The 15,459-nt window shown below is 32.9% G+C and carries 11 protein-coding genes; 4 read left to right on the top strand and 7 right to left on the bottom strand.

Annotated features, from left to right (window positions below; genetic code table 11):
* Positions 1 to 93 precede the first annotated feature (93 nt).
* Positions 94 to 3,147: a D-2-hydroxyglutarate dehydrogenase YdiJ gene (gene ydiJ / locus BM088_RS04910; RefSeq protein WP_091980833.1), complete on the top strand. Its 3,054-nt coding sequence runs from the start codon at positions 94 to 96 to the stop codon at positions 3,145 to 3,147.
* 65 nt (positions 3,148 to 3,212) lie between these two features.
* Here ydiJ and BM088_RS04915 read toward each other — a convergent pair whose 3' ends face one another.
* Both BM088_RS04915 and BM088_RS04920 read right to left on the bottom strand, forming a co-directional pair.
* Positions 3,213 to 4,424, bottom strand: coding sequence for a tyrosine-type recombinase/integrase (locus BM088_RS04915; RefSeq protein WP_091980837.1), 1,212 nt, complete (start codon positions 4,422 to 4,424; stop codon positions 3,213 to 3,215).
* Positions 4,425 to 4,727: 303 nt separating this feature from the next.
* Positions 4,728 to 5,186: a hypothetical protein gene (locus BM088_RS04920; RefSeq protein ID WP_091980841.1), complete on the bottom strand. Its 459-nt coding sequence runs from the start codon at positions 5,184 to 5,186 to the stop codon at positions 4,728 to 4,730.
* A gap of 539 nt (positions 5,187 to 5,725) precedes the next feature.
* On the opposite strand from BM088_RS04920, the gene BM088_RS04925 reads away from it, so the two are divergent.
* Together BM088_RS04925 and BM088_RS04930 are read left to right on the top strand one after the other, a co-directional pair.
* Entirely contained in the window at positions 5,726 to 7,597 is a 1,872-nt protein-coding gene (locus BM088_RS04925) for a DEAD/DEAH box helicase (protein ID WP_091980844.1), read from the top strand.
* Positions 7,598 to 7,688: 91 nt separating this feature from the next.
* Positions 7,689 to 7,979: a DUF1244 domain-containing protein gene (locus BM088_RS04930; protein WP_091980848.1), complete on the top strand. Its 291-nt coding sequence runs from the start codon at positions 7,689 to 7,691 to the stop codon at positions 7,977 to 7,979.
* Positions 7,980 to 8,028: 49 nt separating this feature from the next.
* On the opposite strand, the gene BM088_RS04935 is transcribed toward BM088_RS04930, so the two are convergent.
* Complete coding sequence (locus BM088_RS04935; protein WP_091980852.1) at positions 8,029 to 8,553, bottom strand: YehS family protein; 525 nt, start codon at positions 8,551 to 8,553, stop codon at positions 8,029 to 8,031.
* A gap of 218 nt (positions 8,554 to 8,771) precedes the next feature.
* On the opposite strand from BM088_RS04935, the gene BM088_RS04940 reads away from it, so the two are divergent.
* Entirely contained in the window at positions 8,772 to 10,436 is a 1,665-nt protein-coding gene (locus BM088_RS04940; protein ID WP_091980856.1) for a formate--tetrahydrofolate ligase, read from the top strand.
* A gap of 64 nt (positions 10,437 to 10,500) precedes the next feature.
* On the opposite strand, the gene bamJ is transcribed toward BM088_RS04940, so the two are convergent.
* The 4 genes from bamJ to BM088_RS04960 all read right to left on the bottom strand — a co-directional run bounded on the left by bamJ (position 10,501) and on the right by BM088_RS04960 (position 15,445).
* Positions 10,501 to 10,971, bottom strand: a complete 471-nt coding sequence (gene bamJ, locus BM088_RS04945) for a BamJ family beta-barrel-assembly machinery protein (RefSeq protein WP_091980860.1) — start codon at positions 10,969 to 10,971, stop codon at positions 10,501 to 10,503.
* Positions 10,972 to 11,081: 110 nt separating this feature from the next.
* Entirely contained in the window at positions 11,082 to 12,194 is a 1,113-nt protein-coding gene (gene asd, locus BM088_RS04950; RefSeq protein WP_091980864.1) for an aspartate-semialdehyde dehydrogenase, read from the bottom strand.
* Positions 12,195 to 12,347: 153 nt separating this feature from the next.
* Positions 12,348 to 14,030 carry a diguanylate cyclase domain-containing protein gene (locus BM088_RS04955; protein ID WP_091980868.1) on the bottom strand — a complete coding sequence of 561 codons (1,683 nt, stop codon included), beginning with the start codon at positions 14,028 to 14,030 and terminating at the stop codon, positions 12,348 to 12,350.
* Entirely contained in the window at positions 14,030 to 15,445 is a 1,416-nt protein-coding gene (locus BM088_RS04960) for an ABC transporter substrate-binding protein (protein WP_177207954.1), read from the bottom strand. The genes BM088_RS04955 and BM088_RS04960 overlap by 1 nt, the downstream gene beginning before the upstream one ends.
* Positions 15,446 to 15,459 lie beyond the last annotated feature (14 nt).

Genomic DNA, 15,459 nt, shown 5'->3' on the forward strand with positions numbered 1-15,459 from the left:
TATAATATCAGACAATAAGAACACTGTTGTTTATCTTCACCGTGATATAATTGATCTTAACTCCTCAGTTTTCTATTTTTTGAATAAAAGATCATGATAAAAAAATTATCGCAAACAGATACAGTTTCAGATTTAACACAGCAATATATATCGCAATTAAAAAACACCGCATTTAGCGGCGATATAGACATTTCATTTGCGACAAGAATAGTAACTTCAACCGATAACAGTATTTATCAGGAACTTCCACAAGCAGTTATATTTCCCAAAAGTGCATCAGATATTCAGATATCATCTGAACTAGCCAATAAAAACGAATTCAAAAAGCTAACCTTTGGCCCTAGAGGCGGTGGTACTGGTACGAATGGTCAGTCTTTAACACCTGGCATCGTACTTGATTTATCTAGACATATGAGAAATATTCTAGAAATAAATGTCGAAGAATCATGGGTTAAAGTTGAAACCGGTGTTATAAAAGATCAACTTAATGACTTTCTTAAACCTTATGGATTCTTTTTTGCTCCAGACTTATCTACCAGTAATCGTGCAACAATTGGCGGTATGATCAATACCGATGCTTCAGGACAGGGATCATTAGTTTATGGAAAAACCAGCGATCATGTTCTTTCTTTAGATGCGGTATTGATAGATGGTACCCAGTTTTCAACTCAAAAAATGTCCCTCAAGAATGCAAAAAAAATTGCTGAAAAAGATGATACTGTCGGACGTTTATACAATACGGTTTTGAACATAGGAATTGATAATAGGGCATTGATTCTTGAAAAATTTCCTAGACTTAATCGCTTTTTAACTGGATATGATCTTGAGAATATATTAAATAATGAACTCTCTGAATTTGATTTAGGTCGTGTCCTCACAGGGTCTGAAGGGTCATTGGCTGTTATTACTCATGCAAAATTGAACATTACACCAATTGCAAACTTCAAAACACTGATTAATATTAAATATGATAGTTTTGATTCAGCATTAAGAAACTCTCCTTTTTTAGTTCAAGCCAATGCAACTTCTGTAGAAACCGTAGACAGTAAAGTTTTAAATTTAGCACGAGAAGATATCATTTGGCATTCAGTTTCAAACTTAATCACTGATGTACCAGGCAAAAATATGCAAGGTTTAAACATGGTTGAGTTTAATGGAGAAACCCAAGAAGAGATTGACTCTAAAGTAAAATCATTATGCTCAAGATTAGATGAGTTAATTCAAAACCAGCAAGCAGGCTTAATTGGCTATCAACTTTTAACAGATAAAGATGATATTTTGAAAATTTATGCCATGCGTAAAAAGTCTGTTGGGCTATTAGGTAAAACAGCAAGTAACAAAAAACCTTTAGCATTTGCAGAAGATACTGCGGTGCCACCAGAATTTTTAGCTGATTATATTCAAGAATTTAGAACCTTATTAGATGGCTATGAACTTGACTATGGCATGTTTGGTCATGTTGATGCCGGGGTTTTACATGTCAGACCAGCACTTGATATGTGTGATCCAGAACAAGAAAAGTTATTAAGAATAATTTCTGATGAAGTTGTAAAACTCACAGCCAAATATGGTGGCTTAATGTGGGGTGAACACGGAAAAGGATACAGAAGTGAATACGGTCCTGATTTTTTTGGCGAGGAGTTATTTTTAAAATTAAGAGAAATAAAAACCGCATTTGATCCACTCAATAAATTAAATCCAGGAAAAATATGCACACCAACGACAAATGATTTTGAGTTAGTTAGCGTTGACTCACAAAAAAGATCTTGGTTTGATAAAGAGATCCCAATAAATATTAAAACCAGTTTTGAAAATGCAATGAACTGCAATGGCAACGGTTTATGTTTTAACTATGATGAAAAGTCACCTATGTGCCCATCATATAAAGTGACAGGTGACAGAAGATACTCACCAAAAGGTCGTGCATCTTTAATGCGTGAATGGTTAAGATTACAAACAAAATCTGGCACTGATTTAATTAAAACTGAACAGCAAATCAACGCAAAATCCACCACAATCTCAAATATTAAAACTTGGTTTGGAAAACTCAATAACACAAAAGAGAAATCTAACGGAATATATGATTTTTCTCATGAAGTAAAAGAATCAATGGAAGAATGTTTGGCATGTAAAGCCTGTACCACAGCTTGTCCTATTAATGTTGATGTACCAACATTCAGGTCTCGTTTTTTAAATTATTATCATGGTGTTTATGCGCGTCCTTTAAAAGATTATTTTGTTGCAAACATTGAAAAAACAGCACCCTTAATGTCAAAGCTTTCTTTAGTTATTAATCCTATTTTAAAAATGAAACTAACAAAAGAAATTATTAAAAATCATATTGGATATATTGATACACCTTTGTTAAGTCAGCCATCACTTGCAAAACAAGTTAGATCTAATTATGAATTCAATTTTGAAGCGTTAAATAATTTAAATGAAGTTGAAAAATCAAAAACAGTTTTAATTGTACAAGACCCATTCACCAGTTTTTATGAAGCGGAATTAGTGGTCAGTTTAATTACATTAGTTGAAAAATTAAATTTACGACCTATATTATTACCTTTTAAACCGAATGGTAAACCACAGCATGTAAAAGGGTTTTTGAAATCCTTTTCAGCTACAGCTAAAAATTCAGCACAATTTTTGAATCAAGTAAGCAAATTGAATATCAAAATGATTGGACTCGATGCATCTTTAGTAATGTGTTACCGTGATGAATATAATAGTATTTTAAAAAGCGAAAGAGGTGATTTTGAGGTTTTACTAGCGCATGAATGGTTAGAGCATCAAAAATTTCCTCTTGTAAAAAATACCAACGATAAGAATTTTGTTTTAATTAATCATTGTACAGAAACAACCGCTTTACCAAATACAGTAAATGTTTGGAAAAATATTTTTAAACAAAGTGATTTAGATTTAAAAAGTGTTAGTACAGGCTGTTGTGGTATGGCAGGAACTTATGGTCATGAAGCAAAAAATATTAATAACTCTAAAGCACTTTACGATATGAGTTGGAAGCCAGTGATTGAAAATAATCAAAGGCATATTATTTTGGCAACTGGATTTTCTTGTCGTAGCCAAGTGAAACGATTTGAAAATTTCAAACCAAGACACCCAATAGAATTGTTAGCTGAAATTTTATAAAGGAAGCTGAAAAAGTTTAATTCGAAGTAAAGGGCGAACTTAAGTTCGCTCTTTTCATTTTTTGATTATAGTTTTCGTTTTAAACCAGACTTTGCGCGCTCTTTCACATTTGTTTGAATATAAATTTGATCTGTTGTTGCAATTTTTGAATGCCCTAAGTCTTCAGATAAATGTTTTAGAGGTCGAGATTGTGCATCATGTGTAGCTCCTGTGTGTCTCAACCAATGTGCTGTTGCTGCTTTTAATTGTTCCGCATCATCAAAAAAACCATCTTTAAATAATGAGGCCTGAGCTAAATCAAAACTTTGTTGAACCAGCCTGCGAAGTTGGCGAACAGTCATTCCGCCTTGGCCCCTCAATTTATGAACGATAGGAGATGAATCATCTGAACGAGGTAGGGCACTTAGCCCACGGTAAACGCGATATCGTTTTAAATATTCTAAAAAATCATCTGATAAAGTGACATCTCTTAATTTATTGCCTTTACCCATCACCCGTAAAAACCAGAAATTATCATTATCTTGCCAGAAGTCTGACATCACAGCTGACCACTGAGATCGCTCAGACAATTCTGAAATTCTTAAATACAAACCTTTTAAACAAGCTAAAACAAATAGGTTTCTTTCTAAATTAGGATCTTCAATACATTTATCTTTTGTAATACCAAAAACATATTCCCACTGAATATCACTTAAAGTATCAGGCATATTTATTTGTGATTGCACAACTAAATATGGACTATTTTTTTTCACAACCGGTACATAATTAGAAAATGTTTTTTCTTCTAATATCGCAAATTTATAAAATACATTCAGTGCTGTAAATAATGATGAAAAACTTTGCTGACTTAAACCTATTTCTTTTGTTATAAATGGACGCCATTTTTCATTTTGTTTTCGAATATGCAATGCATTTTTGTATCGCCATTGCACAGAGTCAGTGGTCCATTTTGGATCAGGTTTAACAACAAATTCAATATATTCTTCGATATCAACACGTTTTAAATCAAAAACTGACATTTGCTTTATATGCCATGACCATAAGTAAAACCTTTCTAGTTCACCTCTAAAACGGTTAAAAGTACCTTCAGATTTTCGACCATAAACAAATAGGAATTGATATAAAAATTTAAGATCATCAAAAGTATTGGGTATTGTGCTAGAGATTTTATTCATAAAACCATGCAATTGTGGATATTCATGATCTAATGTATTTTCTTCTAAATGTGTAATTTGAAGACGTAGTTGTTTTAATGTATCGACTAGAGCTATTAGCATAAATGTAAGTAATCAGAGTGTATATGAAGAGATCATACCATAAAGTCCGATACCTTTTAGTACTGGACATTATTTTATATTTAAAATCAGTTTAATAAAAATACAAATATGATGTTTATATTTAAAAAGAATAGAAGCAATACCTTACAATTAACAAATTATAGTCTATTTAACATAACCTTCTTTATGGGCTATTAAAGATATTTATTTATATATAGAAATCATTAAAACCTCTAAAAAAAATACAGCCCTTTGGCTGCATTCTTCATATATGGCAATAAATAAATTAAGTTTATATGCTCTTTAAATAGCAGACTTCTCTGAATATTTTTTTACAAACTTTTTAATTGATTTTCCATTACAACGTAAAGAATCAACATTTTTATGTTCAGTTTTAACTGCTTCAATACCCGTTTTTACTGCTTTAACGCATAAATCAGATTCTAAATTCTTATCTGCAGAAAATAATTCAATTTGTAAATCAGTATCTGATTTAACAGCTGAAACTTCATTTCCATACTGCTTAACAAAACGGTTTAGTGGAATTGAGTTGCAATAAAAATCATTTTTATAAGCACTTAAAAATATACCATTTTCACTTGCCAATGTTTTGGCTGCTTTTATGCCTTTTTGTGCAGCCATTATGCAAATTTGTGATTCAAGATCCATTTTAACAACTTCAAATTCATAACTTTGTGTTTGAGAAGCTTGCACATTAGTCAAAAATAATGCGCCACTAAGTGTTAATAATAATTTGTTCATGAAGACCTCTGAGTTTATCTAAAAATACTTTTAAGCTATGATAGCTTAATTTTGGCTGAATTATATACAGATAAATAAAGAGTTCAAATGAATTGTTTATTTATTTTAATCTAAGATAACGAATTAATTACTCATTAATCTTTAATAAATAGAATTAGCATTACATTTACAAATTTTACAATTGCACTTTGATCATGTCGTAAAATACATATTAATTATTTAAAACTTGTGTTTGACAATAAAAACTGTATAGTACGCCTCACTCCGACAGGTGCTTGAGATTAAGACATAATCCTACTTATAATCACTGAGATTTAAGTACAGCCAAGTTCGGTAAATCATAAATAGGTTTAGCTACTATTTAATGATTACAATAACTGAGGTTGAAAGCATCTGTGAAAATTTGTTTATTCAAACAAGCTATTTCACAACAAGACTGAGATCCGCATATATAATAATTTTATGCATACATTTTAGGTCAAGGGGATGTCTTTTAAAGCTTTAGCCTCGTTCTTTACTAAGAATTGAAAGAGACATACATGACTGATAGCACAAATATCACTTTTGAAGAATTAAATTTAAACCCATTTGTTTTACAATCAATTTCTGAAATGGGCTACACAACGCCTACCCCTATTCAACAACAATCTATTCCTGCATTATTAGCCGGTGGCGATGTTTTAGGTGAAGCCCAAACTGGAACTGGTAAAACAGCAGCCTTTGGTTTACCAACCTTATCAAGACTAGACGCAAATTTACGTGCACCACAAATGTTAGTTGTATGCCCTACCCGCGAACTTGCAATTCAAGTAGCCGAAGCTTTAACTGATTTTGCTAAACATATTAAAGGCATGTTTGTAACTACTGTATATGGTGGTCAATCTTATACACCACAATTACGCGATTTAAAACGCGGTCCACAAATTGTAGTTGGTACACCTGGCCGTATGATGGATCACATCAAAAAAGGTCGTTTAAATCTAGATAATTTAAAAGCATGTGTATTAGATGAAGCAGATGAAATGCTTAACATGGGTTTTCTAGAAGATATAGAGTGGATTTTAGAACATGTTCCTAATGAAACGCAAATGGCATTTTTCTCAGCAACTATGCCAGCGCCAATTAAAAAAATTACGCGTCAGTTTTTAACAGATCCTACCCATATTAAAATAGAATCAGTTAAAGCTAATAACGCAAAAATCACACAAAAAGCATGGCGTGTAGGCCGAATTGGTAAAAATGCAGGCCTTGAAAGAATTGCAGAAGTGGTTGATTATGATGCAATGATTGTTTTTGTAAGAACTCGAAATGATACAATTGTGCTAGCTGAACATTTAAATAGTAAAGGTTTCGCTGCATCAGCACTTAACGGTGATTTACAACAACAAGATAGAGAACGTATCGTTGATCAATTAAAATCAGGAAAAATTGATATTTTAATTGCAACAGATGTTGTAGCTCGAGGATTAGATGTACCTCGTATTTCTCATGTTATTAACTATGATTTACCACATGATCCAGAATCTTATGTTCATAGAATAGGTAGAACTGGTCGTGCTGGCCGAGAAGGTGAAGCAATTTTGTTTGCTACCGGAAGAGAAATGCGTAGTTTACACCGATTAGAACGTGTAACAGATGGTCAAATTGGTACTTTTGACATGCCAACTTCAGAACAACTTGGTAAGAAACGTGTTGCTAAAACTCAAGAAAAACTAGAAAAACTAATTGAAAGTAATGACTTAAGCCAATTTCAAGAAATACTTGAAAAAGTAGCTGAATCAACTGAATTATCTGCTTTAGAACTTGCTTCAGCATTATTATTTGAGCGCCAAATTAAAATGCCATTTTTCCCACAACCTGATCCGGTAGAGCGTGCTTTTGATAAGAATGAGCGCAGTTCACGTAATGGTAAAAATGACAGAAATGGTCGAGATAGACCTGAGCGTGGTGAGCGTAGACCTCGCCGTGACAATGGTGAATTTACAACATACCGTTTTAATGTTGGTCGTAGTCAAGGTGTTAGACCTGGAGATATTGTTGGTGCTGTTGCAAATGAAATTGCAATCAGTGCAAGTGACATTGGCCAAATCAGGTTATATGGTGACTTTACACATGTTGATTTACCAAAAGATATGGACAAAAATGCTTTTGAAAAATTACAACAAGTTCAAATTCGCAGACAAGCAATTACACCAAGCTTAGTAACTGCAGCTCAAATACAAGAAGCACGCGCCACAGATCAAAACAATCAAGACCGTAAAGGTAATGACCGTGGAAACCGAAATGATTCACGACGTAGAAATGACTCTAGAAGCAGAAATGATTCACGCGGTCGTGATGATGTATGGGCTAAAAAACCAAGATCAAACAAAGGAAGTGATTCTGGTCGCATAATTCGTCAATTTTCATAATAAATAAAATGATATAAATAGGGTAGCTTAGCTACCCTTTTTTATTTCTGGTAAAATATTTAATAATTAATTTATACAGCATGGATACATCATGGATCAGAAAACACGTACTGAATTAGAAGCAGCAGCTTTTAGACGTTTATTAACACATTTAGATAATAATAAAGAAGTTCAAAATATAGATCTGATGATCACGGGAAATTTTTGTCGTAACTGTCTCAGTAAGTGGCTAACTTCAGAAGCAGAAGAACTGAATGTCACTTTAGATATGGATGAAGCTAAAGAGTGGGTATATAAAATGCCTTACAGCGAGTGGAAAGAAAAACATCAATTACCTGCAACAGAAGCGCAAATGGCAGCGTTTAATTCACGTCAAAAGTAAATGAAACAAATGGCTAGTTAGCACTAGCCATTAAAATACAAATGACTATTTATTTTTTTGACCAAGGAGAGTCTGTTGGTGCTGATTCTTTCTTTTCTGATGGTCTAAACTTTTCACATATACCAGTTAAAAAATTCCTCAACAATTGATCACCACACGCTTTAAAATTTCGCGTTCCACGTTTTCTAAACAAGGCGGTCATTTCTGTTTTTGAAAATCTAAATCCAGCTTTTTTCATTACATCAAGCATATCATCATCTCTAAATTCAAAAGCAATACGTAACTTTTTCATAATGATATTATTATTTAGTCTAACAACTTCAGCACTATTTTGAGTTGATTGCGTTTGATTATCATCCTTAGCGCCACGATTTTTTATGATTAACCCATCAAGAAACTTTTCGAGAACAACATCTGTACATTCAACATACGCATCTTCTTCTTCTTTCTTTAGAAGACAACTAATTGAAAAACTAGTTATTTTATGGCCAGAAAGTGCAAAAATTTGTGCGATAGAATCTTCGCGTAAATTAAGCGCATAACGTAAACGTCTTAGTACTAGGTTATTAATCATAAAAACTCCAAAATTAGGATCGCTAAATTACCACGAAAAACATAAATAGTCATGTTTGAATAAACAAATACAATATTATTCCTATGATTATTTAAATTTTATATCTGAGCTCATAAAATTGCTTAAAATTTGTTTTATATCCGCTATATTGTTTCATATCAAAATATACATACTTCAACAGCGTAACATCTAATTTTTATAAAGATAAGGCACATATTATGGCAAGTGATGTAGAGATTGCACAAAAATTCAAACCAATTCCAATTACAGACATATCAAATAAACTAAATATAAAAAGTGAGTATGTTCACCCTTATGGTCGAGATATCGCTAAAATTGATTTAGCTGCATTAAATGATAAAAAAAATACAAAAGGTAAATTAATTTTAGTTTCAGCAACAACACCTACTCCATCAGGTGAAGGTAAAACCACAACAACAATCGGATTAGGACAGGCTTTTACGCAATTAAATGAGTCTGTTTGTCTTGCTTTACGCGAACCTTCTCTTGGCCCATGTTTGGGAATGAAAGGAGGCGCAACGGGTGGTGGATATAGCCAAATTATGCCCGGAGATAAAATTAACTTACATTTTACGGGTGATTTTCATGCAATCACAAGCGCTAATAATTTATTATCTGCAGCAATTGATAATCATATATATCAAGGGAACACCTTAAATATCGACATGCGCCAGGTTGTTTGGCGCAGAGTCATGGATATGAACGACCGAAGTCTCAGAAATATTGTCTTAGGCTTAGGAGGAAAAATGCAAGGCGTCCCCCGAGAAGGAGGATTTGATATCACAGCGGCGTCTGAGGTAATGGCAATGTTATGTTTAGCTGATGATGCCCAAGATTTAAAAAATAGATTAGACAAAACATTAATTGGCTATAGCTATTCCGGTGAACCTATATTTGCAAAACAACTTCAAGTCACAGGTGCTATGATGGCGCTATTACGTGATGCTTTACAACCCAACCTAGTCCAAAGTTTTGAAGGCACCCCCGCATTTGTTCATGGCGGACCTTTTGCTAATATTGCGCATGGATGTAATAGCGTATTAGCAACAAGAATGGCAATGCATCATGCAGATTGGACGATAACCGAGGCTGGCTTTGGTTTTGATTTAGGCGCAGAGAAGTTTTTTGATATAAAATGTCGCATAGCAAATTTAGATCCTGATGCTGTCGTATTGGTAACAACAGTAAGAGCATTAAAAATGCACGGTGGTAAAAATAAAAAGCAGCTTGAACATGAAGACTTAGATGCTTTGCAACAAGGATTAGAAAACTTAGATAAACATATAGAAAGTGTTGAAATGTTTAACAAACACCCTGTTGTTGCTTTAAATCGTTTTGCATCAGATACTGATGCTGAAATTGCTTTGATCCGTGCGCAATGTATAAAACATAACGTTTCATTTTCTGAAACCACCCATCATGCCGATGGCGGCAAAGGTGCAATAGAACTGGCCAAAATAGTCATGGATTCTGTGGGTAAAAGTAAGCCTTTTCAACCTCTTTATCATTTAGATATGCCCGTTGTAGAAAAAATAAGGGCAATTAGCAAGTCTATGTATGGTGCAGATGATGTCGCATTCTCTAAACAAGCCGAAAAAGACTTATTACATGTTGAGCAATTAGGTTTGTCTGATTTACCAATATGTATCGCAAAAGCACCCAGTTCTTTATCTGATGACCCTACTTTACATGGTCGTCCAAGAGATTTTGAAGTAACAGTGCGGTCAATTCAAATTAATGCAGGTGCAGGGTTTTTAGTTGTATTAACGGGTAACATTATGCGCATGCCTGGCCTACCTAAAATACCTGCAGCAAATAATATCAAATTATTAGAAACAGGTATTATTGATGGCTTAGAATAATTTTCAGAGTCAATCATTTTGTCTCAATGCGTAAGTCTAAAGCTTGTTTTCTTACGCATTATATTTATTGAATTTCAATTAGTTCAACTTCAAAAATTAATGTAGAGCCTGCTTTAATTTTTCCAGCATTTTGATTGCCATAAGCAAGATTACTTGGGATCACAAATTTCATTTTGTCTCCCACAACCATCAATTGTACCCCTTCAGTCCAGCCAGAAATAACTTGATTCAATCCAAAAGAAATAGGTTGACCGCGCTCCACTGAACTGTCAAATACAGTGCCATCTATTAAAGTACCATGGTAATGTACTTTTACCTTACTATTACTCTTTGGATGAACTTTACCCTCACCTGGCGTTAATAATTGATATTGTAAACCTGAATCTGTCGTTTTTACAGAATCTTGAGTTTGATTAAAAGCTAAAAATTCGGCGCCTAGTTTCAGGTTTTTTTGCGCTAATTTTTTTGTATTCATTTTATTATAAAAATAAAATACCACTAAAATCACAGCTAAAACTGCAACTATCATTTTCATAAACATTCCATAATAATATTCTGATCTCAATTTTCATCATCATACTTTAAAAATAATGAATTTATATAAGCAGCAACCAAAAAAAACCCGATTTAATCGGGCTTTTAAATTTATTGCTCAACAATTATACGTAACATACGCCTCAGTGGTTCAGCAGCTCCCCAAAGGAGTTGATCTCCAACCGTAAATGCACTGATATATTCAGGTCCCATTGCGAGTTTACGAATACGCCCCACTGGAATTGTTAAAGTACCAGTAACATTAACTGGGGTTAAATCTATTGATGAAGCTTCTCTTTCATTTGGTATTACATTAACCCAAGGGTTATGATCTGCTAATATAGATTCTATTTTTTCTACCGAAATATTTTCTCTTAACTTTATTGTCATTGCCTGAGAATGACAACGCATTGCACCAATACGAACGCATAGACCATCAATAGGAATAGGCTGTTTTAATGAACCAAGTATTTTATTCGCTTCAACTTGCGCTTTCCACTCTTCTTTGCTCTGTCCAGTAGGCATTGGTACATCAATCCATGGGATCAAACTACCCGCTAAAGGCACTTTGAATTGCTCAGTCGAAAGGGAGTCTGACTTTATTGTTTCACAAATAATTTTATCAATTTCAAGAATTGCAGCTTGAGGATCTGATAGTTTATCTGCAACACTTTGGTGAACTTCGCCCATTTGTTTAATAAGCTCTTTCATATGCCTTGCACCAGAACCTGATGCTGCTTGATATGTTTGCGGACTAACCCATTCAATCAAGTCTTGTTCAAATAAACCACCCAGAGCTAATAGCATAAGTGAAACAGTACAATTACCGCCTACAAATGTTTTAACGCCTTGCTCTAATCCTTGTAAGATTACATCCTTATTCACAGGATCCAGTACAATAATACTGTCATCTTTCATACGTAAACTAGAAGCTGCATCAATCCAATAGCCATTCCATCCAGATTCTTTTAAATGTGGATAAACAGCATTTGTATACTCGCCACCTTGGCAAGTTAATATAATATCCATTTTAGCTAATGCTGATAAATCTTTAGCATCTAATAATGGTTTGCTAATACCCGCAAAATCTGGACCTAGTTGTCCCGATTGAGATGTGGTAAAAAATGTAACATCTAAGTTATCAAAATCATTTTCATTTTGCATTCGCTCCATTAAAACGGAACCAACCATTCCTCTCCAACCTACAAGCCCTACTTTTTTCATAGATAAAAACCCTAAAATATATTATTAAAACCAATTTTAAATTGCGTGAGTTTTTGGATAAATTGGTATGTCGATGCAAGAATTTAGCATTGAAAATGGTATAAAACTAGGAAGAATTCAGCTGTATTAATTTTTTTCAATTAATATCATCATTTATCCCAATGCTATGGAGTTTCGTTGTATTTTAGCTGCGTATAAAGCCATATCGGCACGATTATAGAAATCATCAATTGATGTATTTGGAGTCGGCTGACAACTGTAAATTCCAATTGAAATAGTTACAAAATTAGAAACTTGAGATTGACCGTGAACTACTTTTTTTAATGCCAATTGAGATTGTAACTGACTCAGCTTAGCTTCTTGCTCTATAGCGTGAGTATTTGGCATTAAAACAGCAAACTCTTCACCTCCGATTCTATAAGCACTATCGCCTGCTCTTTCACAAACATTATAAATTAATTTACTGACTATTTTGAGACATTCATCACCTTTAGGGTGCCCATATGTATCGTTATATCGTTTAAAAAAATCGATATCTATGATTGCTAAACTAAGGGGAAGATTTTGACGTGAATTTCGTTTAATTTCCAATTTTAAGTTTTCTTTAAATTGAGCATGATTCAACAATCCTGTTAATGAATCACGAATAGACAAATCCTTTGATTTTTGAACATAATGTTTTAATTTAGTTAATGCTTCTTCCATATCACCAAGTTCATCATTTTTATGAATTTCAACTTCAATATCAACATCACCATTAGCCAGTTGTAATATTTTTTCTCGTATTGTTGTGATCCGTATTAATAAACTTTTATTAATGAATAACCATATAAAAATAAATGATAAAAGAACACTACCAAAAATAATGATAATAAATAGTATATTCATTTTATCGACTGTATTTATTGTTGTTTGCTTTTTTTGTTCCATGATTGATTGCATATCAAGACTTAAGTTATCAGCTACATGTTCAATTTTACTTGCTGTGTCTATTTGCTGATTAATTAATGTGGTAACAACTGAGCCTAGCCTTAAAACATCATATCTATTTTTAAATAATGAATACTCACCAGCATAAAGATGTTCTATTTTTTTTAGCCAAATTGTTGTAACAGGTTTATATGCGAATGCGTTATCACCACTTATTAACATTTTTTGATATAAATTTACTGACATTCTCTTAAGCGTATTCAATTCATTAATATCATTTGTGCTTATTGCTAACTTGAAGAACTTTAATAAATCAGTGCTACTTTTATAAAATTTATAAGACTGTTCTAATTGTTTCATTTCATTTTTTGTCAACGCAGAACTGACAATTTTACGAGCAAATTGCTCCATCTCTTTTTGCAAAACATTCTGACTATAATCATGTGCAGACTCTATAGCCTGTCTGTGTATTTTTTGTAACTTGTCAGCATTGTTTTTTAACAATAAAGGCCTAGAAAATTGCTGATTATAAGAAAGATAAGTATTGATATAAGCATTATATTTAGAAAGGTCATCTATTGATAATTTAGAAATTTTTTCAACAAGTAGCTTTTGTATTAAATTGTCTATTTGTTGCCATAATAGATGAATATCATTCATATTTGCATCTATTGACCCCGCTAAAATCGTATTATTTATTTCACGTAAACGTAATTCTATTTGTTTTGATAAAAATGATAATTCCGATGCATGTCTTATTATTGGTAATGTTTTATTAATCACATCCTCATACGATTTACTAACAATACCTACAAGGTTATTTGCAATAAATATACATAATAAGGTCAGAAATATACTGAAAGAAAATGCAAAGTTAAGTTGGTTTTTAATTTTTAAAGGCCGCATCAATGCATTACCATTGCTTTTTCGCCATTTTCATTTTGAGCCTTCATCATTTCAAACATTAATTTGTTAATACCTACATCATATTTAAGTTCTTTACTTGCAATTAAATATGCATATTGACTTAATAAAGGATAAATTGTTCCCATGGCAGTACTCATGTAATGACCATGGTTTTTAATATCACCAGACCAAGCCATATTAGCTTTAAAAGAAGCTTTTAAGGCATAATGCTGGGGCGAGAATAATTTGATTTTTTGTGTTAACTCTAAACTAACATCTTTTCTAGTTGGATTCCCTCCTCCATTTGCATATTTAAATTGACCTTGCTTAGATGTCATAAATCTTAAAAACCAAAAAGCAGCTTCAGGGTTTTTACTGTCATAAGCAACTGAAAATGCGTATGCTCCATGATAAGGTTTTCCACCAGGCGTTGCCGATATAGCAAAACGCTGCTTTGGATCATTACTTTTAAGTAGTGAAGATTTCACCCATAAATTATTATAAGCAAATGGCCACATCGCAACATCACCATTAGATAATGCTTCAGCCGATTCAATATACGCAAAACTTTCATTTGCAGGAAAGGCATATTGTTTTAAATTCAAATAATATAATGCAGTTTGTTTTAAAAACTCATCATTATTAGGAATACTAAAATTAAGTAAGTGTTTGTTTACGTAATTTGGTTTAAACCAATATCCTCCCTTTGCCCATAAAATAGCAGACCATTCGTCATTTATATGAGGCTTATTCCCAGACATCAAAGCAACACCATAAAAATTTTTGTTAAGTACTTGTCCTTTAAGTAATTGGCCTTTTTTTCGTGTGAAGAATTTTGCTACATCGGTTAGTTGATCTAAAGTTTTAGGCGGTGCCAGCTTATAGTGATACTGAGCTTGAAAGTTTGCTTGTTCATTTACATCATTAAATAAATCATACCTATAGTGATTTCCCATAACATAAGTATTATATGGCACACTATAAAGAAGCCCTTTGTAACTTAATATCTCTATAAGAGAAGGAAAAAAATATTTCAAAAAATTTTTCCATCTTTGCTTCTTTTTATCATATTTTTTAGCTAAAGAGTTTAATGGAATTGTATAACCCTTTGACGCCCATTCTTTTGCCCAACCAGCTTCTAAAGTGACAACATCATACTGACTTTTAGCATTCACCATGCTTTGAGTTTGCACGTCTTGCATATGAGCAAGTTCCAACTCAATTATTTTAACAGGGACTTGGGTTAGCCTTGTAAATTCAGGGGCTAAATATTGATTTACGTACTCAGTCCAATGTCCTTTTTCAACAACGACTGTTATGCCTTGTTTATTCTTGATTGTTGGAAAATCAATATCTTTAGCATTCACAAATAAACAATTAAAGGCTAATACCATCAAAAGTAAATACTGTTTCATTAGATGCATATGGT

This window comes from Pseudoalteromonas denitrificans DSM 6059, from assembly GCF_900112265.1.
Classification (GTDB): Bacteria; Pseudomonadota; Gammaproteobacteria; order Enterobacterales; family Alteromonadaceae; genus Pseudoalteromonas; species Pseudoalteromonas denitrificans.